18 protein-coding genes are annotated in these 21954 nt (G+C 60.2%); 13 read left to right on the forward strand and 5 right to left on the reverse strand.

The window, feature by feature from the left end; translation table 11 throughout:
- Positions 1-18 precede the first annotated feature (18 nt).
- The 9 genes from xdhA (at position 19) to ACSQ13_RS13120 (ending at position 10134) form a co-directional block, all read left to right on the forward strand.
- The gene (xdhA, locus tag ACSQ13_RS13080; RefSeq protein WP_295511204.1) at positions 19-1425 is read left to right on the forward strand and encodes a xanthine dehydrogenase small subunit; all 1407 of its coding nucleotides are present in this window, start codon (positions 19-21) and stop codon (positions 1423-1425) included.
- Complete coding sequence (gene xdhB, locus ACSQ13_RS13085; RefSeq protein ID WP_295511202.1) at positions 1422-3707, forward strand: xanthine dehydrogenase molybdopterin binding subunit; 2286 nt, start codon at positions 1422-1424, stop codon at positions 3705-3707. Before xdhA ends, xdhB begins: the two co-directional genes overlap by 4 nt.
- Positions 3704-4480, forward strand: coding sequence for a xanthine dehydrogenase accessory protein XdhC (xdhC, locus tag ACSQ13_RS13090; protein ID WP_295511200.1), 777 nt, complete (start codon positions 3704-3706; stop codon positions 4478-4480). Before xdhB ends, xdhC begins: the two co-directional genes overlap by 4 nt.
- Positions 4477-5994, forward strand: a complete 1518-nt coding sequence (locus ACSQ13_RS13095; protein WP_176248243.1) for an ABC transporter ATP-binding protein — start codon at positions 4477-4479, stop codon at positions 5992-5994. The genes xdhC and ACSQ13_RS13095 overlap by 4 nt, the downstream gene beginning before the upstream one ends.
- A 75-nt stretch (positions 5995-6069) precedes the next feature.
- On the forward strand, positions 6070-7152 hold the full coding sequence (locus tag ACSQ13_RS13100) for an ABC transporter permease (protein WP_176248242.1): 1083 nt from the start codon (positions 6070-6072) through the stop codon (positions 7150-7152).
- Positions 7152-8072, forward strand: coding sequence for an ABC transporter permease (locus ACSQ13_RS13105; protein ID WP_176248241.1), 921 nt, complete (start codon positions 7152-7154; stop codon positions 8070-8072). Before ACSQ13_RS13100 ends, ACSQ13_RS13105 begins: the two co-directional genes overlap by 1 nt.
- A 56-nt stretch (positions 8073-8128) precedes the next feature.
- On the forward strand, positions 8129-9202 hold the full coding sequence (locus ACSQ13_RS13110; RefSeq protein ID WP_176248240.1) for a BMP family ABC transporter substrate-binding protein: 1074 nt from the start codon (positions 8129-8131) through the stop codon (positions 9200-9202).
- Between the two features lie 132 nt (positions 9203-9334).
- Entirely contained in the window at positions 9335-9691 is a 357-nt protein-coding gene (locus ACSQ13_RS13115; protein WP_176248239.1) for a rhodanese-like domain-containing protein, read from the forward strand.
- Entirely contained in the window at positions 9691-10134 is a 444-nt protein-coding gene (locus ACSQ13_RS13120; protein WP_295511194.1) for a rhodanese-like domain-containing protein, read from the forward strand. Before ACSQ13_RS13115 ends, ACSQ13_RS13120 begins: the two co-directional genes overlap by 1 nt.
- 31 nt (positions 10135-10165) lie before the next feature.
- On the opposite strand, the gene ACSQ13_RS13125 is transcribed toward ACSQ13_RS13120, so the two are convergent.
- Positions 10166-11263: a YeeE/YedE family protein gene (locus ACSQ13_RS13125; protein WP_367268357.1), complete on the reverse strand. Its 1098-nt coding sequence runs from the start codon at positions 11261-11263 to the stop codon at positions 10166-10168.
- Between the two features lie 95 nt (positions 11264-11358).
- Here ACSQ13_RS13125 and ACSQ13_RS13130 point away from each other — a divergent pair, with 95 nt between their 5' ends.
- The 4 genes from ACSQ13_RS13130 to ACSQ13_RS13145 all read left to right on the forward strand — a co-directional run bounded on the left by ACSQ13_RS13130 (position 11359) and on the right by ACSQ13_RS13145 (position 14893).
- On the forward strand, positions 11359-11976 hold the full coding sequence (locus ACSQ13_RS13130) for a glutathione S-transferase family protein (protein ID WP_176248237.1): 618 nt from the start codon (positions 11359-11361) through the stop codon (positions 11974-11976).
- Positions 11977-12019: 43 nt separating this feature from the next.
- Entirely contained in the window at positions 12020-12958 is a 939-nt protein-coding gene (locus tag ACSQ13_RS13135; protein ID WP_295511189.1) for an aldo/keto reductase, read from the forward strand.
- The gene (locus ACSQ13_RS13140) at positions 12955-14034 is read left to right on the forward strand and encodes an NAD(P)/FAD-dependent oxidoreductase (RefSeq protein WP_295511186.1); all 1080 of its coding nucleotides are present in this window, start codon (positions 12955-12957) and stop codon (positions 14032-14034) included. The genes ACSQ13_RS13135 and ACSQ13_RS13140 overlap by 4 nt, the downstream gene beginning before the upstream one ends.
- Positions 14035-14110: 76 nt before the next feature.
- Positions 14111-14893 carry a glycoside hydrolase family 25 protein gene (locus ACSQ13_RS13145; RefSeq protein WP_176248334.1) on the forward strand — a complete coding sequence of 261 codons (783 nt, stop codon included), beginning with the start codon at positions 14111-14113 and terminating at the stop codon, positions 14891-14893.
- A 95-nt stretch (positions 14894-14988) separates the two neighbouring features.
- Here the strand turns inward: ACSQ13_RS13145 and ACSQ13_RS13150 are convergent, their stop codons facing one another.
- The 4 genes from ACSQ13_RS13150 to ACSQ13_RS13165 all read right to left on the reverse strand — a co-directional run bounded on the left by ACSQ13_RS13150 (position 14989) and on the right by ACSQ13_RS13165 (position 21918).
- Positions 14989-17484, reverse strand: coding sequence for a GcvT family protein (locus tag ACSQ13_RS13150; RefSeq protein WP_295511182.1), 2496 nt, complete (start codon positions 17482-17484; stop codon positions 14989-14991).
- A gap of 220 nt (positions 17485-17704) precedes the next feature.
- Positions 17705-19108: an FAD-binding oxidoreductase gene (locus ACSQ13_RS13155; RefSeq protein ID WP_295511180.1), complete on the reverse strand. Its 1404-nt coding sequence runs from the start codon at positions 19106-19108 to the stop codon at positions 17705-17707.
- Between the two features lie 17 nt (positions 19109-19125).
- Positions 19126-20904 (reverse strand): gamma-glutamyltransferase, encoded by a 1779-nt coding sequence (ggt, locus tag ACSQ13_RS13160; RefSeq protein WP_295511178.1) that lies wholly within the window; start codon positions 20902-20904, stop codon positions 19126-19128.
- A 27-nt stretch (positions 20905-20931) separates the two neighbouring features.
- Positions 20932-21918 carry a 2-hydroxyacid dehydrogenase gene (locus ACSQ13_RS13165; protein WP_176248231.1) on the reverse strand — a complete coding sequence of 329 codons (987 nt, stop codon included), beginning with the start codon at positions 21916-21918 and terminating at the stop codon, positions 20932-20934.
- Positions 21919-21954 lie beyond the last annotated feature (36 nt).

Below are 21954 nucleotides of genomic sequence, written 5' to 3' on the forward strand. Positions count from 1 at the left end.
CCGCGGCGGAACGAACCTATGGACATCACTTTTCTCCTCAACGGGGAAGTCGTGTCGCTGACTGGCATCTCTCCCACCACAACCCTGCTTGACTGGCTGCGCGAAACCAAACACCTGACCGGCACCAAAGAAGGCTGCAACGAAGGCGATTGCGGTGCGTGCAGCGTCATGATCAGCGACGATACAGGTCACCGCGCCCTGAACGGCTGCATCCTGTTTCTACCCCAGATCAACGGTAAATCAGTAACAACCGTCGAAGGCCTCAGCGCACCCGATGGCACACTGCACCCTGTCCAGCAAAACCTGATCGACCACCACGGCAGCCAATGCGGCTTTTGCACCCCCGGCTTTGCGGTCACCATGGCCACCGCCCACCTGAACGGGGCCACCGACCACGACACCCAACTGGCCGGAAACCTGTGCCGCTGCACCGGCTACGCCCCGATCATCCGCGCCGCACAAGCTGCGGAAAACGAACCCGTCCCCCACCACCTCAAAAACCTGCGCATTCCAAATGGACCAAAATCCTCGGGGGGGCCGGCGCAGCCGGACGGGGGCAGACAGCCCCCTCAACATATCCAGCCCACCACCACCGATGATCTGGCACGCTGGTACGCCGCCAACCCCGATGCCACGCTGATCGCCGGGGCCACGGATGTCGGCCTTTGGGTGACCAAGCAGTTCCGCAGCCTCGGCCCAACCGCCTTTCTGAACAGGATCGACGACCTGCGCGGCATTACGGATGCAGGCGATCACTGGCGCATCGGTGCAATGACCACGATCACTGAGCTCGAGGCCCATTTCGCGCCCCATCATCCCAGCCTCGCCACGATGCTACGCCGTTACGGATCAACCCAGGTGCGCAATGCCGCGACCATCGGCGGCAATATCGCGAACGGCTCGCCCATCGGGGACGGGTCGCCAGCGCTGATCGCCATGGGGGCTACATTGCATCTGCGCCACGGCGACAGACGCCGCAGCCTCCCGCTCGAGGATTTCTTTATCGCCTACGGCAAACAAGACCGCGCGCCCGGCGAATTTGTAGAGGCGGTCACCGTCCCCAAGCAACCCGACACCCTGCGCTGCTACAAGCTCAGCAAGCGGTTTGACCAAGACATCTCAGCGGTCTGTGGCTGCATCAACCTCACCCGCGAGGGTCGCACCATCACCGATGCGCGCATCGCTTTTGGCGGCATGGCAGGCACACCCAAACGCGCCGCAAAGACCGAGGCCGCATTGCTAAACCAGCCCTTTACCGAAGCCAGTTTCGCAACCGCCATGACGCTGATTGCAAAAGATTTCCAACCGCTCTCCGACATGCGCGCCTCTGCCAGCTATCGCCTGCAAACCGCGCAAAACATGTTGATGCGGTATTTCCTCGAAGCTCAGGGCATCAGCACTGACATACAGGCGGTGACAGCATGAGCGTCGCAACCCCCCTGCCCCATGATGCAGCAAAACTACATGTCACCGGGGCCGCGCGGTATGTCGATGACATTCCGGTGCCCGCAAATGCGCTCCATATCGCCTTTGGTCTCAGCAAGGTTGCCGCTGGCAAACTGGTCTCGATGGACCTCAGCACGGTGCGTGATGCCGCGGGGGTGGCGGCGGTCCTGACCGCGGGCGATCTGCCTTTTCGCAATGATGTGTCGCCTTCCAACCATGACGAACCTTTGCTGGCGACGGATGCGGTGCATTACGCGGGTCAGCCCTTGTTCATGGTGATTGCCACCAGCCATCTGGCCGCACGCCATGCGGCGCGATTGGGGCAAATCGACATTGAAAAAACCGACCCGATCCTGACGATCGAACAGGCGCTTGCCGCCAACAGCCGGTTCGAGGACGGCCCGCGCATCTATCAAAAAGGCGATGCCGCAACGGCGCTGGACCAAGCGGCCCAAACCCTGACCGGCACGATCAACATCGGCGGGCAGGAACATTTCTACCTCGAAGGTCAGGCCGCCCTTGCCCTGCCCCAGGACAATGGCGACATGGTTGTCCATTCCTCGACCCAGCACCCGACCGAAATCCAGCACAAGGTCGCCGAAGCCCTTGGCGTGCCGATGCATGCCGTCCGGGTAGAGACGCGGCGCATGGGCGGCGGTTTCGGCGGCAAGGAAAGTCAGGGCAACGCGCTGGCGATTGCTTGCGCCGTTGCAGCGTCGAAAACCGGACGGCCCTGCAAGATGCGCTATGACCGCGATGACGATATGATCATCACCGGCAAGCGCCATGATTTCCGGATCGACTATACCGTCGGCTTTGATGCCAGCGGCAAAATAACCGCGTTGGATTTCACCCATTTCACCCGCTGCGGCTGGGGGATGGACTTATCCCTACCCGTGGCAGACCGTGCAATGCTGCACGCCGATAACGCCTATCATCTGGATAACATCCGCATCACCTCGCACCGGTTGCGCACCAACACCCAAAGTGCCACGGCCTTTCGCGGTTTCGGCGGCCCCCAAGGGATCGTCGGCATCGAACGGGTGATGGATCACATTGCCCATCACCTTGGCGCTGATCCGCTGGCGGTGCGCCGCGCGAATTACTATGCCGATGCGCCCAGCGATCAGGTGCAGACCACGCCTTATCACCAGCCTGTCACCGACGGGATCATCAACGCCCTGACCGACCGGTTGGTGGCCACATCAGACTATGCGGCCCGCCGTATTGCCATTGACGCATGGAACGCCAGCCAGCCGGTTCTGAAACGCGGTATCGCACTGACGCCGGTCAAGTTCGGCATTTCATTCACCCTGACCCATCTCAATCAGGCCGGAGCGTTGGTGCATGTCTATAATGATGGCTCGATCCATCTGAACCATGGCGGTACCGAAATGGGTCAGGGGTTGTTCCAAAAGATCGCCCAAGTCGCCGCCAGCCGCTTTGGCGTGGAGGTCAGCGCGGTCAAGATCACTGCAACCGATACCGGCAAAGTGCCCAACACCTCGGCCACGGCGGCGTCTTCGGGGACCGATCTGAACGGCATGGCGGTTCAGGCCGCTTGCGACACGATCCGTGACCGCATCGCGGTGCATCTGGCCGAATTGCACCAAACCACCCCCGATGCCGTCGAATTCGTGGATGGCATGGTCCGGGTTGGCGATGGTGAAATCACCTTTGCCCAAGCTGCCGCCTCTGCCTATGAACACCGCGTTTCATTGTCCTCGACCGGATTTTACAAAACGCCGGACATCAAATGGGACCGCATCACCGGACAAGGCAGCCCGTTCTTTTACTTTGCCTATGGGGCCGCCGTGACCGAGGTGGTGATTGACACTTTGACCGGTGAAAACCGCATCCTGCGGGCGGATATTCTGCATGACGCAGGTGCCTCGCTGAACCCTGCACTGGATATTGGCCAGATCGAAGGCGGCTATGTGCAAGGGGCCGGATGGCTGACCACCGAGGAACTGGTCTGGGATGATCAAGGCACGCTGAAAACACATGCGCCATCGACCTATAAAATTCCCGCGATCTCGGACCGGCCGGATATCTTCAACGTGGCCCTGTGGGATCAACCCAACCCTGCACAAACGGTGTACCGGTCCAAAGCCGTGGGCGAACCGCCCCTGATGCTGGGGATTTCTGCGTTCATGGCACTGTCGGACGCGACCCGCGCCTGCGGTCCGAACTACGCTGATTTGCAAACGCCCGCGACCGCTGAGGCAGTGCTGGCTGCCACCCTCAAGGCCCGCGCATGAGCGACGCCATATATATTGAGATCACCGCCACGCGCGGCTCGACCCCGCGGGATGCGGGCACCGCGATGAAGGTAACGGCACAAGACATCGCCGGCACCATCGGTGGCGGTGCCCTTGAACATCAGGCCATTCAGACCGCGCGCGAAATGCTTGCCAAGGGGCGCGCGGCCCATACGCTGAAAATACCGCTTGGCCCGAACCTCGGGCAATGTTGCGGCGGCGCGGTCACCTTGTCTTTCACCGACCAGCAACGCGAAACCGATCCGCAACCGGTTGCGATGGCTTCCCCCACCACCCACGGCGCGCCGCAACAGCTGTGGCTTTGGGGCGCGGGCCATGTCGGGCGCGCTGTGGTTGCTGCGGCACCTGCCGGTGCCTTTGACCTGACATGGGTCGACAGCGACATCACTCGTTTCCCCGCCTTCGTTGCGGATACCATCACCGTTGTGCCGGCGCGTGACATGCCGCGTCTGGCCCTGCGCGCCCCCCAAGACGCGCATCATCTGATTTTCACCTATTCCCATGACATTGATCTGGCGCTGTGTGACGCGTTGCTGACCCGCAAGGCTGCCAGCGTCGGATTGATCGGGTCAGACACGAAATGGGCCCGCTTTTCCAGACGTTTGGCGGCGATGGGCCATGATCCATCGCAAATCACTTGCCCCATCGGTGACAAAACCCTTGGAAAACGCCCCTCCGACATTGCACAAGGGGTCGTTGCCGCGCTGTTGGGCGGCACCCGATTAGACGCTCAACCAAAGGCCGGATCATGACTGCACCCCTTCTTGCCCTTTCAGGACTGACCAAAGCCTATCCCGGCGTAGTGGCGAATGACGATGTGTCGCTGACAATCGCCCCGGGCGAGGTCCACGCGCTGTTGGGGGAAAACGGGGCGGGCAAATCAACGCTGGTCAAGATGATCTATGGTCTGGTCAAACCTGACAGCGGCACAATGCAGATGCACGGCGCGGCGTTTCACCCCAGCGAACCACGTGCTGCGCGGGCGGCCGGGGTTGGCATGGTCTTCCAGCATTTTTCGCTCTTCGATGCGCTGAGCGTTGCGGAAAACATCGCCTTGGGCATGGAAAACGCCCCCAAGCTGCGCGCGCTGAGCAAGCAAATCCGCGACGTGTCCGAGGCGTATGGCCTGCCGCTGTCGCCCGACCGGATTGTTGGCGACCTTTCGGCCGGGGAACGTCAGCGGGTCGAGATTATTCGCTGCCTTTTGCAAGACCCGAAACTGTTGATCATGGACGAACCGACTTCGGTTCTGACCCCGCAAGAAGTCGAAATCCTGTTCAAGACCCTGCGCAAGCTCAGCGCCGAAGGGACGGCGATCTTGTACATCTCGCACAAGCTCGAAGAGATCCGGAGCCTGTGTGACAGTGCCACCATTCTGCGTTTGGGCAAGGTGGTCGGCCATTGCACGCCCTCGGAAACATCCGCGCGCGATATGGCGGAAATGATGGTGGGCAGCATCCTGAAAACGCCATTGCGCGCAGGCAAGACCCCCGGCGCGGTGCTTTTGGACATTCAGGGGTTGAACGCGAAATCCCCCTCGGCTTTTGGTATGCCTTTGCGGGATATCAGCGTTCAGGTCCGCGCCGGCGAAGTGCTCGGCATCGGCGGCGTTGCAGGCAACGGTCAGGACGAATTGCTGGCGGCGCTGTCCGGCGAACAGCCTTCCGGTGCGGGTATGATCCGGTTCAAGGACCACGATATCAGCCAGCTGGGCCCTATCGCGCGGCGGGCTCTGGGTATTCTCGCGGCCCCCGAAGAACGGCTGGGTCATGCCGCCGCCCCCGATATGACATTGACCGAAAACGCGATGTTGACCGGTGCCGTGCGCGAAAACCTCGAACGGGGCGGGATGCTGGACTGGCCCGCCGCAAGACGGTTTGCCGAGCGTATCATCAAGGAATTTGACGTGCGCACCCCCGGCCCCGGCAACGCCGCGCGCGCGCTGTCTGGCGGGAACCTGCAAAAATTCGTCATCGGCCGCGAGGTGTTACAGCGCCCTGAAGTATTGGTTGTGAACCAGCCCACATGGGGGGTTGATGCCTCGGCCGCGGCGGCGATCCGGCAGGCGTTGCTGGATCTGGCCGAAAACGGGGCCGCCGTTATTGTGATCAGTCAGGATCTGGACGAGTTGATGGAAATCTCGGACCGGTTTTCCGCCCTGAACGAAGGCCGTCTGTCAGAGCCGCGCCCCGCGCAGGGCCTGACGGTGGACGAGATCGGGTTGATGATGGGCGGTGCCCACGGAATGGAGGTCGCGCATGTTTGACATGACAGAAGTGGGGGTTTCACACCCCCACACCCCCGTGAAGTTTATTTGGCAAAATGAAATGCGGGGCACAGCATGGTAAGGCTTGAGAAACGGCCGCAGGCAAGTCAGGCGTTTTCTTGGGCAGCGCCCGTTTTGGCGGTTTTGGCGACCATGGTTTTTGGCGGGCTTTTGTTCGCCGCATTGGGCAAGGACCCGCTGGCGTCGATCGCCACGATTTTCTGGGAGCCGCTGTTTGGTGATTTTGCGTTTTATTATCGCCCGCAATTGTTGATCAAAGGGGCCCCTTTGGTGTTGATCGCCATCGGCTTGTCCCTGGGGTTCAAGGCGGGAATCTGGAATATTGGCGCGGAAGGCCAGTATATCATGGGGGCGATTTTCGGCGCGGGGGTGGGGTTGGCGTTCTATCCGACCGAAAGCGTCTTGATCTTTCCCCTGATGGTGTTGGCGGGTGCGTTGGGCGGCTGGATCTGGGCGATGATCCCGGCGGTTTTGAAGGTCAAATTCGGCACCAACGAGATTTTGGTGTCTTTGATGCTGGTCTATGTGGCGGAACAGTTTCTGGCCTCGATGGCCCTTGGCCTTTTGAAAAACCCCGAAGGGTTCGGGTTTCCCGGCAGCCGGAATTTGCAGCAATACCCATCCGCCCATAATGCGGAGCTGATCACGGGATCGGGCATGCATTGGGGGGTTGTCGCGGCGTTGATTGCGGTGATCTTTGCTTATGTGTTGCTGGCGCGGCACCGGCTGGGCTTTGCCATCCGGGTGACCGGCGAAGCACCAAGGGCCGCAAAGTTTTCAGGCGTAAACCCGGTGCGGCTGGTTTTGTTCTGCATGGGGATGTCCGGGCTGCTTGCGGGCCTTGCAGGTATGTTCGAGGTCGCGGGCCCCGCAGGTCAGATCACCATTGATTTCAACGTGGGCTACGGGTTCACCGCCATCATCGTGGCCTTTCTGGGCCGGTTGCATCCAATTGGCATTTTGCTGGCGGGCGGGTTGATGGCCTTGACCTATATCGGGGGCGACATCGCGCAAAGCCAGCTGGGTCTGCCCGCTGCTGCCATTCAGGTGTTTCAGGGCATGTTGCTGTTCTTCCTGCTCGCCTTTGATCTTTTCACAAATTACCGGCTGCGCTTTGGCCGGGCGGAGGTCGCATAATGGATCTGTCAGCCATCAATCCCGTTCTGTTCGTTGCCGGTTTTCTGGTCGCGGCGACGCCGCTGATTTTTGCCGCATTGGGGGAACTGGTCGTTGAAAAATCAGGTGTCCTTAATCTGGGCGTCGAGGGCATGATGATCATGGGGGCCATTTGCGGCTTTGCCACCGCAGTGGAAACCGGGTCACCCATGCTGGGGTTTGCGGCGGCGGCTGCAGGCGGCGCGCTGCTGAGCCTGTTGTTCGCCTTCCTGACGCAGATCACGCTGGCCAATCAGGTCGCGTCGGGGCTTGCGCTGACGTTGTTCGGCTTGGGGTTTTCAGCGCTGCTGGGGCAAAGCTATGTCGGGATCAAACCGCCCCGTCTGGCCGAAGTGAACTTTGGCCCGCTACACGATATTCCGGTTCTGGGGCCGGTTCTGTTTTCCCATGACATCATGTTGTATCTGGGCATTGCCATGGTCATCGCGGTTTGGGTGATGTTGAAATTCACCCGCGCGGGTCTGATCCTGCGTGCGGTCGGCGAAAGCCATGATGCGGCCCATGCGCTTGGCTATAAGGTGGTGCGGATACGCACGCTGGCCATCATGTTCGGCGGGGCCTGTGCTGGCTTGGGCGGGGCCTATATCAGCCTGATCCGTGTGCCTCAATGGACCGAAGGAATGACCGCCGGCGTGGGCTGGATCGCGCTTGCGCTGGTCGTCTTTGCCAGCTGGAAGCCGTGGCGTCTGCTGCTGGGTGCCTATTTATTTGGCGGAATCACACAGTTGCAGCTAAATCTACAAGGTGCAGGCGTTGCCATTCCTGTAGAGTATCTGGCAATGTCGCCCTACATCATCACCATCCTTGTGCTGGTGGTTCTTTCTGCCGATAAAAGCAGTGCCCCGGCATCGCTTGGCCGCACTTTCCATGCCTCGTCCTAACGGGGTCACACTTCAAAATGCCCGATAAAAGGGCAGAATAACTAGGGGACTATGTAATGAAACTATCAACACTCCTCGCCAGCGCTGCGCTGGCGATCGGTCTTGCGGGCGGCGCTTTTGCCGACGACAAGACCAAAGTCGGCTTTGTCTTCGTGGGCCCCGTGGGCGACGGCGGCTGGACATACGAGCACAACCAAGGCCGTTTGGCCGTTGAAAAGGAATTCGGCGACAAGGTCGAAACCGTGTTCGTTGAAAACGTGGCAGAGGGCCCCGATTCCGAACGCGTGATGACACAGATGGCGCTGGACGGTGCCGACCTGATCTTCACCACTTCCTTTGGTTATATGGACCCGACGATCAACGTTGCGGCCAAGTTCCCGAATGTGAAATTCGAACACGCCACCGGCTACAAGCGTGCCGACAACGTATCGACATATTCCGCGCGCTTCTACGAAGGTCGTGCGATTCAGGGCCACATCGCGGGCAAGATGACCAAGTCGAACATCATCGGCTATATCGGTTCCTTCCCGATCCCCGAAGTTATTCGTGGCATCAACTCTGCCTATATCCACGCCAAAAAGGTTAACCCTGACGTCGAATTCAAGATCGTCTGGGCCTACACATGGTTCGACCCCGCAAAAGAAGCGGACGCAGCCAAGGTGTTGATCGAACAGGGTGCCGATGTTGTATTGCAGCACACAGACTCCACCGCGCCACAGGCCGCAGCCCAGGAAGCGGGTAACGTGATCACCTTTGGTCAGGCATCCGACATGGCGCAATACGCACCCATGCCGCGCGTGTCGTCGATCATCGACAACTGGGCCCCCTACTATATCGCGCGTACCAAAGCCGTGATGGACGGCACATGGACGTCGACAGACACATGGGACGGTATCGGCGCTGGCATGGTTGGCATCGGCGAAATCACAGATGCGGTACCTGCAGATGTGAAAGCCGAAGCACTGGCGTTGAAAGCGTCCATCGCAGACGGGTCTTACCACCCGTTCACCGGCCCGCTGAAAAAGCAGGACGGATCTGACTTTCTGGCCGATGGCGAAACAGCGGATGACGGCACATTGGCTGGCATGAACTTTTACGTTGAAGGCATCACAGGCGATATCCCGAACTAATCGGATATCCTGCGCGATGACGAAAGGCCCTGCTTGCGCGGGGCCTTTTTTTTGGCGTTGTGTGATTGCCGCATTTACATATGCATTTAATTGAATATATTGTCGCTCAGAGGATTTCTGAAAGGAACTCAGATGGGCTATACCGAAAAATTCCAAAACCTGGCGGACCACGCACGCGCGCAGGTTCAAGAAGTCGCACCCCAAGATGTCGCCGCATTGATGGAGCGCGGTGCCGTCGCCTTGGACATCCGCGACCCTGATGAACATGCAAAGGACCATATTCCGGGCTCTCTCAACATCAGTCGCGGCAAACTGGAAATGAATGTCGAAGGGGTTCTGCCTGATCTGGACACGACGATATTGTGCTATTGCAACGCCTATAACCGGGGGGCTTTGTCGGCCGCGACGCTCAAGCAAATGGGCTATGCAAATGCGACGTTCATCGGCGGCGGGCTGAATGCCTGGCGCAAGCTTCAGGATCACGTGTGATGCAAAAGCGAACGTTTTTAGCCGCTGGCGTTGCTGCAATCGCAGCAGCGGTCGGCCTGATCACCTTGGGCGGGCGTGCGACTGCGCAGAATGTAACCCTTGAGGCGCTGTCCGGATCGGCCCTGGCGTCCGACCCCGAAACCGTAGTGGTCGACATTCGACGCCCCGAGGAATGGAAAGAGACCGGCGTCATCGAAGGGGCGCTTTTGATAACATACGCCACACCCGAGAGCTTCCTGCAAGCCGTCGCGCCACATCTGGCTCAAGGTCAGCGTCTGGCGTTGATTTGTCGCTCTGGCAACCGGACCTCGCGCGCGGCCCAACAGATTGCCGGTTTGGTCGACTATCCGGTCGTCGATGTTCAAGGCGGGATGCTGCGGGTTCTGAAAGAAGGCTATACCCCTGTCGGGCCGACCCGCGAAATGGGCTGTCAAACCTGCTAGGCCGGTGTGGGTCGCTGGCCGGATGGGGCGCTTAGTCAATCAACCGGTCTGCGGCCATACCCGCCAGCCACATCGACACCAATGCCACCCAGGCGGTCAGCGCAAAGGTTGATCCGCCCGTCACACCGGCACCGATGGTACAGCCGCCCGCTGTCATCGCGCCAAACCCCATCATCGCGGCCCCTGTCAGATAGCGCTGCATCGACCGCGCACTGTCCCAGCCTTGCCAGATCAACCGCCCGGCCACCAGTGCCGACAAAAACGCCCCGATGGCCACGCCGGGAATAAGGCCGACATCGAATTCCAGCACGGACTCCGCCGACAGAAGATACATCAACGTATCGGCGGATGGCCCCGAAAACGTGAGGCTGCCAACGGGCACCGGATCAAAGCTGATTTGTGACAGCGTGTAGGTCAGGTACCATCCCGCCGCGACCGAAAACCCGACGCCGCAGCCGAACAAAAGGGTGACCAATGACACCCGGTTGCGAAACGCTATGATAAGCGCCAACGCCGCAAAAGCGATGCCGATCGCGATGCCGGTGCCATTGGGAAGGTGCAATTCCCACAGGATATTGGGGTTCGGCCCATGGGTGATCCACGTGCCGGATATGACCTCGCGCAGGGGGGATAACGCGCCATCCAGGCTCATCTGGGCAAAGACGGCAAAGACGAGGCCGGACAGGATCGCACGCAGGTTGCCCGTGGCCCCCAGAACCAGCAGTCGCCCCGGACAGCCGCGCGCAAGGATCATCCCGACGCCAAAGATCATGCCACCGATGATCGCCCCCGACAGCGTCCCCGGCGAGGCAAGCCAACGGCTGGTCCCCAGATCAATGATACCGGTGACGTGCATCACCTGCGTCCACAGCAGCCCGGTTGAAAACGTCAAAAGCCACACCGCCATGCGCGGGCCAAGTGTCGCGCGCGCGACTTCGACTGCGGCGGCGCGCAGGCAGAACCGGCTTTGCTCGGCCGAGAGCCCAAAGATGATGCCGGCGACCAATCCGGCCAAGGCCGCGATTGTCGGTTCGCCCGCAGTTTCCAAGATTGATGCCACATCCATAAACATATCCCGTTTTACGCATGTATCGACGATTGGCGCGTGACAAACATTGATCTGTGTCATGGTCCGCCGCCAAAGGCGCAGAATCCGCAGGGATCTGCGCGCAAGAGCGTATCATTTGACTACCCATTGCGGATCAAAACGCTATCGTCGGGGGCATGATCAAAATTCATCACCTCAACAGGTCCCGCTCTCACCGTATTTTGTGGCTGCTCGAAGAGATCGAGCAACCCTATACAATCGTCCCCTACAAGCGTGATGCAAAGACCAACCTTGCGCCGCTCGAACTGAAACTGGTGCACCCTTTGGGGAAATCCCCGATGTTGGAGATCGACGATGTGTTGGTTGCCGAAAGCGCCGCAATCACCGAAACGCTTTGCGCGCGCTTCGCCCCCCGGATGATCCCCGACCAAGGCACCCCCGCCTATTTGCAGCATCTCGAGATGATGCATTTCGCCGAAGGCTCTGCGATGACACCGATCTTGCTGAACCTTTATGTCAGCCGGTTGGGTGACGCCGGTGCCCCGCTGCACCCGCGGATCAAGGACGAATTGCACAGCCATTTCAGCTATATGAACAGCCTTGTGCGCCCCTCGGGTCATTTTGTTCAGGACAGCCTGTCGGCGGCGGATATCATGCTCAGCTTTCCAGCCGAGATCGCCATGCGCGGCGGCGACGGGGCAGCGCGCTATCCGGCACTGGCCGGATTTGTAGATATGATCCACAACCGCCCGGCCTATCAGCGCGCTACCGAAAAGGGTGCGATGAACGACTAAGATCAACGTTGCGAAGGCGGGCGTGCCGTGGCACGGTTTGAGGATGAAACATACCTTGACCAGCCCCAACGGCACCCCCGCCAGCCGCCTTGCTTTTGGCACCATGCAATTTGGCGGGCGCGCAGATGCCGATGCATCGCGCGCCATGTTCGATGCCTGTATTGATGCAGGGATCACCCATTTCGACACGGCCCATGTCTATACGGGCGGGGCATCCGAAACACTGCTGGGCAGTTTTCTCGGCGCACACCGCGATGACCTGATCATCGCGACCAAGGCTGCCTATGACGGGGGATCGGGCCGCGCCAATCTGCTGAAATCCTGCGAAACGTCGCGCAGCCGGATGAAGCTCGACACGCTTGATGTGCTGTACCTGCACCGGTTTGACCCCGATACAGACATGCACGAGACATTCGAAACCTTTGCCGAAATGAAGGCTGCGGGCCATATCCGTCACATCGGACTGTCAAACTTTGCCGCGTGGCAGGTCGTCAAGGCCGCCGGGATCGCAGCCAAGTTCGATCTGGATATCGCCGTGATCCAGCCGATGTATAATCTGGTCAAACGGCAGGCCGAGGTTGAAATCCTGCCGATGGCCGATGATCTGGGCATTCTTGTCGCGCCCTATTCCCCTCTTGGGGGTGGTTTGCTGACCGGTAAATACGCCAAGGGCGAGGCTGGCCGTTTGACCCAGGATGACCGCTATGCCGCGCGCTATGCGCCCGATGTGATGCATCAGGCCGCCGCAGGGTTGGCCGATCTCGCCGCTGAAATGGGGGTTCACCCTGCGACGCTGGCTGTTGCCTGGGTTGCGGCCCATCCCACGGGGCCATCGCCGATCATCTCGGCCCGGTCGGCGGAACAACTGGCACCATCCCTGGCAGCGATGACCTTTGACATGCCTGCCGATCTTTACGCCAAGATCACAGCCCTTTCACCGACCCCGCCCCCAGCGACAGACCGGATTGAAGAACAGTCATGACAGATATCATCGTAATCGGCGGCGGCATTGCTGGCATTTCTGCGGCGGCACGGTTGTCGGCAGATGCACAGGTCACCCTGATCGAGGCGGAAAAGGCGCTTGGCTATCACGCCTCGGGTCGATCTGCCGCGTTGATTGAACAGAATTACGGTGCCCCGTCGGTGCAGGCACTGAACCGTGCCAGTGTCGGCTATCTGAATGACGCGAATGGCGGGTATCTGACGCAGCGCGGTTTGATGATTATCGCGGACACACACGAGGAAGCGGCCCTTGATGCCGATTTGAAAACAATGGGTCTCAGCCGGATTTCCAAGGAGGAGGCACTGGCCATGGTGCCGGTGCTGGACCCCGAAAAGGTTGCCTCTGCGGGCTATCATGCCGATGCCCATGACATCGACACGGACCGTTTGATGCAGGATTTCGCCAAGACCCTGCGCAGCAACGGCGGCACCATCAGAACGGGTCATCCTGTGACCGCCATCAGCCATGGCCCATCGGGCTGGGAGGTTGAAACCGGCGGTGAAAAACTGCACGCGCAAAAGATCGTCAATGCAGCCGGTGCATGGGCCGACCAGATTGCGGTGATGGCAGGTGTCCCGCCGCTTGGGATTGTGCCGCACCGGCGGTCGATGGCGCGGATTGCGGCCCCCGGCGGGCATGATCCCGCGCGCTGGCCGATGTTCTTTGGCGTCAATGAAACATGGTACGCGAAACCTGACGCGGGCGCGCTGATCATTTCACCGGCTGACGAAGACCCGGTCGAACCCCATGACGCATGGGCCGATGATATGGTGCTGGCCGAAGGGTTGGAGCGCTATCAGAACATGGTCGCCATCCCGCTGACCAAGCCGATTTCAACATGGGCCGGTTTGCGCAGCTTTGCCCCCGACCGGACCCTCGTGTTGGGGCCTGATCCCGATCATGCCGATTTCATCTGGTGCGCAGGCCAGGGCGGGTACGGGTTCCAAACCAGCCCTGCGGCCTCGCAACTGGTGGCCGATTTGACCTTCGGACGCACCTCGCCGCTGTCTCGTGAAACTGTCGCTGCATTGCGGCCAGACAGGCTGCGCCCATGACCGTAAAACACCCCCCGGCGCAGGCCTCGCCCTGCCCCGCCAACCGCTTTGGCACCCTGGCCAGAAAGCCCTGACAATGTCGCCGCTCCGCATCCTTGCCGTGCTAACCGCCCTTGCTCTTGCCGCGTGTGGGACACCGCAAGTGTCGGTCCCCCTTGGCACTGTTACATCGGCGAATTTCAGTGATCGTAAACCCCATGAGTGGACAGGCCGCACCCCGCAAAGCTATGCCGTGCATGGCATTGACGTCGCCCGTTTCCAAAGCCCGCTGAACTGGGGCGAGGCGCGCAGAAACGGCGTCAACTTTGCCTTTATCAAAGCGACCGAAGGCGGCGATTTGCTGGACCCGATGTTTGCCAATCACTGGCAGGGCGCAGGTCGCGCAGGCGTGGCGCGCGGGGCCTATCATTTCTATTATTTCTGCACCACGCCGCAGGTTCAGGCCCGCTGGTTCATCCAAAACGTCCCCAAGACCCCCGGCATGTTGCCCCCCGTGCTGGACATGGAATGGAACCCGTTTTCGCCAACCTGCACCCTGCGCCCGCCCGCTGAAACCGTGCGCCGCCACACACAAACCTTCCTGCGCATCCTAAAGGCGCATTACGGCCAGCAACCCGTCATTTACACCACGCCCGATTTTTACGAGAAAAACCAGATGGGCCGCCTGCGCGGTGTCGAATTCTGGCTGCGCTCGACCGCCGCCCATCCGTCCGAGAAATACCCGAGCGAGCGTTGGACGTTCTGGCAATACACCAGCACCGGCCGCGTCCCCGGTGCCTTGGGTGATCTGGATATCAACGTCTATTCAGGCAGCGCTGCAAGTTGGGACAGCTGGCTGGCCCGACGGCAGGTGCGTTAACCGCGGTAAAACGCGAAAGGCCAGCCGCGTATCAAACACGGCTGGCCTTTGATTTTGCAACAGACACCAGCAAAGCTGGTGCCCGAAATAGACGCTCAGCCGTCCATCCGGATCGTTGCGTTTTTCGGATCATAGGGGCTGTCTTCAACCACCTCAGCATCCCAAAGCTGGTCAAACATCTTGACCTTCAGCTTGGTCCCGACGGACGCTTGTTCCGGTTTGACATAGCCCATGCCGATGGATTTCCCGAAAGCCACCGAATACCCGCCCGAGGTCAGACGCCCAACACGTGTGTCGCCATGATACAGTACCTCGCGGCCCCACGGATCAGCATCATCCGGCCCGTCGATCAACACGGTCACGCATTGCGCGCGAATGCCATGTTCCTGCATCGCATCCTTGCCATAGAAGTCTTTGGACAAGTCGACAAAGCGCGGCAGATCCGCTTCAAGCGGGGTCGCATCACGGCCCAATTCGGTGCCAAATGCGCGATAGGATTTCTCCTGACGCAGCCAGTTTTGCGCCCGTGCGCCAACCAGCTTCATCCCGTGCTTTTCGCCCGCCTTTTCCAGCAGATCAAACAGGTGGTTCTGCATCTCGATCGGGTGGTGCAGTTCCCAGCCCAGTTCACCAGTATAGGCGACGCGGATGGCGCGCACCGGCACCATGCCCAATTCGATATTGCGCATGGTCAGCCACGGGAACCGCTTGTTGGACAGCACGGTTTCGGGGTCGGCGTCCTTGACGATCTCTTTCAACACATCGCGCGATTTCGGCCCCGCGATGGCGAAAACGCCCCATTGCGTGGTCACGTCATGGCATTCGATATAGCCGAATTCAGGTGCCTTATCCTCGATCGCCTTGCGCAGGTAGTCGCTGTCATAGGCTGTCCAGGCACCGGCCGAAACAAGGTAATATTCATGCTCGGCCAAACGCACGATGGTATATTCCGTGCGGGTCGTGCCGTGGCCGGTCAGCGCATAGGTCAGGTTGATCCGGCCCACCGAGGGCAGCTTGTTACAGGTGAACCAGTTGAGGAATTCCGTGGCACCCGGCCCTTTGACCAGATGCTTGGTGAAGGCCGTTGCATCAATCAGGCCCACGCCCTCGCGGATCGCCTTGGCTTCCTCAACCGCATATTGCCACCAGCCCCCGCGCCGGAAAGACCGCGCGTCGTGATCGTTGAACCCCATGGGCGCGTAATAGTTGGGGCGTTCCCAGCCGTTCACATGACCAAACTGCGCCCCCCGTGCGGCCTGACGGTCATAGGCAGGCGATGTGCGCAGCGGGCGGCACGCAGGGCGCTCTTCGTCAGGGTGGTGCAGGATATAAACATGCTCATACGCTTCCTCGTTCTTGCGCGCGGCATATTCCGTGGTCATCCAGTCGCCATAGCGTTTGGGGTCCAGCGACGCCATGTCGATGTCGGCCTCGCCGTTCACCATCAATTGCGCCAGATAATAGCCGGTACCGCCCGCCGCCGTGATCCCGAACGAGAACCCTTCGGCCAGCCACATATTGCGCAGGCCCGGTGCTGGCCCCACCAGCGGGTTGCCGTCAGGCGTATAGCAAATCGGCCCGTTGAAATCATCCTTCAACCCGCAGCTTTCAGCCGACGGGATACGGTGGTTCATCGCCATATACTGGTCTTCGATCCGGTCCAGATCCAGCTGGAACAGATCGGCACGGAAACTGTCCGGCACGCCATATTCAAACCGCGCCGGCGCGTGTTTCTCATAGACACCCAAGATCCAGCCACCGCGTTCCTCGCGGACATAAGACTGCGCATCAGCGTCGCGAATAACCGGATGTTCGACATTGCCCTCGCCCTTGCGGAATTTCACCAACTCGGGGTCCTGATCCATGACAATAAACTGATGCTCGACCGGAATGGCCGGCATCTTGATGCCCAGCATCTTGGCGGTGCGCTGCGCGTGGTTGCCCGATGCGGTCACCACATGCTCTGCGGTAATCACGACCTGCTCGTCCGACGGCACAAGGTTGCCGCCGCGCTCGACCATCTTGGTCACCGTCACTTCCCACGCCTCACCGTTCCAGTGAAACGCATCCGCCTGCCATTTACGTTCAATCACAACGCCGCGCTGGCGCGCACCCTTGGCCATCGCCATGGTCACATCGGCAGGGTTAATATAGCCATCCGTCTGGTGATAGATCGCCCCTTTTAAATCCTCGGTGCGGATCAACGGCCATTTCGCCTTGATCTGATCAGGGGTCAGCCACTCATAGGGCACCCCACAGGTCTCGGCTGTGGCGGCATAAAGCATATATTCATCCATACGCTCGTCGGTCTGCGCCATGCGCAAATTGCCCACAACCGCAAAGCCCGCATTCAGCCCGGTCTCTTCTTCAAGCGTTTTGTAAAACTTGATCGAATAATCATGAATATGCGTCGTGGCATAGGACATGTTGAAATAGGGCAACAGGCCCGCCGCATGCCACGTCGACCCGCTGGTCAGCTCGTCGCGCTCCAGCAACATGACATCGTCCCAGCCTGCGCGGGCCAGATGATACGCGATCGAAGTTCCGACGGCACCGCCGCCGACAACCAATGCTTTGACGTGTGTTTTCATGAATCCAATGCTCCGCCGGACTAAGGGTTGCGCCGATATTTAACAGCCCCAGCATAAAACGCACAGCCCAGCCGACCCATGACAGCTCAAATGCGACGCGGCCCGAAAAACCAACCCCGCAAACCCTTTCCAAATGGGATTAAATCCCCGCCGGAGGCATCAAACGCCCCTGCGGGACGCAGGGGCAAACATCATGTCGCGCGTGAGCGCGTCCTTTGGATCACGCGGGAAGAATCTTGCCGGGGTTCATGATATTGTCGGGGTCCAACGCGCGTTTGATCATTCCCATGACCGCCGCCGCATCGCCAAGCTCTTTCACCAGATAGGGCCGTTTGCCCTGCCCGATCCCGTGCTCACCGGTACAAGTGCCATCCATGGAAATGGCCAAACCGTTCAACCAGCTCACATATTCCTCCGCCCGCGCGACCTCGTCCGCGTTGTCCATGTCCAGCAACAAGGACGCATGGAAATTGCCATCCCCCGCATGGCCGACAATCGGCGCGATCAATCCCAATTCGGCGGCCTTGTCATTCGCCGCCCCCACCGCATCGGCCAACCGAGAGATCGGAACACAAACATCGGTCGCCACGGCCTTGCAGCCGGGACGCAGCGCCAGCATCGCCCAATAGGCGTCGTGACGCGCTTGCCACAGCTTGTTGCGTTCCTCCATCGTGGTGGTCGCCTGATAATCCGATCCACCGTTTTCCTCGGCCAGCATGCTGAAAGTTTCGGCCTGCTCGACCACACCCGCATCCGATCCGTGGAATTCCAGCAGCAGCATCGGCGTTTCGGGCAGCGACAGTTTGGAATAGCTATTGACCGCTTTGACAACCATCGCATCCAGCAGCTCGATCCGCGCGACGGGCAGCCCGTATTGGATGACGTTCATCACCGTCTCGCAGGCGGCCTCGACCGTGGGGAACGAACAGCGCGCCGAACTGATGGCCTCGGGGATGCCCTGCAATTTCAAGGTGATTTCCGTGATGATCCCAAGCGTGCCTTCGGACCCGACCATCAGCCGTGTCAGATCATAGCCGGCTGACGATTTGCGCGCGCGTTGTGCTGTGCGGATAACCGACCCATCGGCCATAACGGCTTCGACCGCGATCACGTTATCCTTCATCGTGCCATAGCGCACGGCATTGGTGCCCGATGCCCGCGTCGCCGTCATCCCGCCAAGGGATGCGTTGGCACCCGGATCAATCGGGAAAAACAGCCCCTGATCGCGCAGGTGGGTGTTAAGCGCCTCGCGGGTCACGCCCGGCTGCACACGGCAATCCAGATCACCTGCATTCACTTCCAGCACGCGGTCCATCTGCGACAGGTCAATCGAAATCCCACCGGCGGGCGCGTTCACATGCCCCTCAAGTGACGTTCCGGTGCCAAAGGCAATGACCGGCACCTTATGCGCGGCACATACTTTGACAGCATCGACCACATCCTGAGTAGAGCGGGCAAAGACCACCGCATCGGGGGACTGGTTCTTGATCCAGGTCGTTGTATGGCCATGCTGTTCGCGGATCGCTTGTCCGGTTTGGAATTGCTCTGCGAATTGCTGCTTCAAGATCCCCAAAACGGTGGCGATTCCGGTTTCGTTTCTAGGCAGGTCTGTCGGCTGTACCATATCTGTTCGTCCCTTGGTTATTGACCAAGGGCGATGCCTTCGCGGCGCGGATCTGCACCGCCGCTTAGACCGTCACCGATGGCGATCATGTGCAGGCCCGATGTGAGCGCCCGCGTGGATGTCTTGTAGCCAAGGTTTTCCAAAGCGTCGACCGAAACCGCCATTTCCGTGTCCTCTTCCAGATCATAGGTGCCAAAGCGGTTCACGGCATGGGGCAAGCTTGCGGCTTGCTGCACGTCCAGACCCCAATCGAGATGCGCAATAATCGCGCCTGCGACATACCCGATGATGCGGCTGCCACCGGGGCTGCCAACGGCCAGCACGGGCTTGCCGTCTTTCATCACGATTGTCGGTGCCATGGACGAACGGGGCCGCTTGCCCGGCTCTACCCTGTTGGCGATCGGGATACCGTTTTTATGGCTGCTGAACGAAAAATCAGTCAGCTCGTTGTTCAGCAGAAACCCCCGCACCATCAGGCGGCTGCCGAACCCGTTTTCAATCGTCGTGGTCATGCTGGCCACATTCCCCATGCCATCCACAATCGAGATATGCGAGGTCGAGGGCAGTTCAATCGCCATGTCATCGGCCCGGTTCAAGGCGTGATCGAATGCGGGTTTGCCGGGGGCGACTTCGGGCAGCGCGTCATCACCAGACAGCAGTTTGCCGCGCTCTGCCAGATAGGCCGGGTCCAGCATACCTTGCACCGGCACAGGGACATAATCACTGTCAGCGACATAGCGGCCCCGATCGGCAAAGGCCAAGCGCGAGGCATCGCCGATCAGCCGCAAGACGTTGGGATCGTTGGGGCCAGCGCTTAGGTCATAGCCTTCAAGCAGCCCCAGAATTTGCCCGACAGCCAATGCGCCTGATGACGGCGGGCCCATCCCGCAGACCTCGTGCGCACGGTAGGGGGCGCAAACGGCCGGGCGTTCCTTGACCTGATAGATCGACAGATCGACTTGGGACAACACGCCGGGGTTGCCTGTCGCGCCCTGAACCGTAGCCACAATATCCGCCGCGATATCACCGGTGTAAAAGGCCCCTGCACCGCCTGCCGCCATAGCTGTCAAAGTCTGCGCATAATCGGGGTTTTTCAGCGTATCACCGGCCTGAATGGCGGCACCGTTGGGCAGGAAATACGCCGCCGCTGTAGGGGATGATCCTAGCCGTTCCGCGTCAGCCGCAACAAGACTCGCAAGGCGCGGCGACACTGTAAAACCCGTTTCCGCCATCGCTGCGGCGGGTGCCAGCAGGTCTCCCCAGTCGAGCGCACCCCAACGTTGATGCACGGTCTCTAGCAAGGCGGGCGTGCCGGGGGTGCCGACGGATCGCCCGCCAACAACGGCATCAAAGAATTTGAGCGGCTCGCCTGCGTCGTTCTGGAATAATTGCGGCGTCACGGCCAAAGGCGCTGCTTCGCGCCCGTCCAATGTGGTGATGTCCCCGCTGCCCGCGTCATACCAGACCAGAAACGCACCGCCCCCAAGGCCCGAGCTTTGCGGCTCGACCAGACCCAGCATCGCCTGAACTGCCACCAGCGCATCCGCCGCTGTGCCGCCTTTTGCCAATACATCCGCACCGGCCTGAACGGCATGAGGGTTGGCGGCAGCAACCATCCAGTTTTCCGCCACCACCGGCTTGCCCGCATCCTTGGCGGCAAAGGCAGCGGCCACCCCGGGCGACATCGCATTGAACGCGCCGCTGCTGGCAGCCTCGGGGGCGACGCTATCGGCAGCCTGCTGCGCAAGCGCCCCACTGGCCATAAGAAATGCAAGGGCAGTAAGGGTCATACGCATGGGAAGGCTCCCTCCGTGAGAGAAGATTTACAGCATCGACGGGACAACCTGATCCGGCGGGCGGTGGCCGTCTTCGAATGTCTTGATGTTGATGATGACTTTTTCGCCCATCTCGATCCGGCCTTCCAATGTGGCCGATCCCATATGCGGCAGCAAAACCACGTTATCCATCTCGCGCAGGCGCGGGTTGATGTCGGTCCCGTGCTCGTAAACATCCAGACCGGCACCTTGCAATTCGCCGGCCCGCAGCATCCGCGTCAACGCATTTTCGTCGATCACTTCGCCGCGCGAGGTGTTCACGATCACCGCCTCCGGCTTCATCAATTTCAGACGGCGGGCGTTCATCAGGTGAAAGGTGCTCGGCGTATGCGGGCAGTTGATGCTGAGCACGTCCATACGCGCGACCATCTGGTCCAGGCTTTCCCAATAGGTGGCCCCCAGGGCTTCTTCGACCTCGGGGCGCAAGCGGCGGCGGTTGTGATAATGCACCTGCATCCCAAAGGCAGCCGCACGGCGCGCCACAGCCTGACCGATACGGCCCATGCCAAGAATACCCAAACGGCGGCCGCTGACCCGCCCCCCCAGCAACGCCGTCGGGGCCCAGCCCTTCCAGTCGCCAGATTGCATCTGCGCCATACCTTCGGACATGCGGCGGGTCACGGCCAGAATAAGCGCCATGGTCATGTCGGCCGTATCATCTGTCAGAACGCCGGGCGTGTTGGACACCAGAATCCCGCGCTGGCGGGCTGTCATCACATCAATATGGTCAACCCCTGCGCCATAATTTGCGATCAATTTCAATTGATCACCCGCCTGCCCCAACAGGGCCGCGTCGATTTCATCCGTGACCGTGGGCACCAGAATATCGGCTGTTTTCATGGCCTCGCCCAGTTCGGCGCGTGTCATTGGCGTATCATCTTCACGCAATGTCACCTTGAAAAGTTCCGACAATCGCTTCTCCACGACCTCCGGCAACCGTCGCGTGACTACAACACTTAGCGGTTGCTTTGACATTTTGAGCCTCCCAAATCTGGCTTTGCGCTTTGCTTG

Source organism: Sulfitobacter sp. SH22 (assembly GCF_965641905.1).
GTDB lineage: Bacteria > Pseudomonadota > Alphaproteobacteria > Rhodobacterales > Rhodobacteraceae > Sulfitobacter.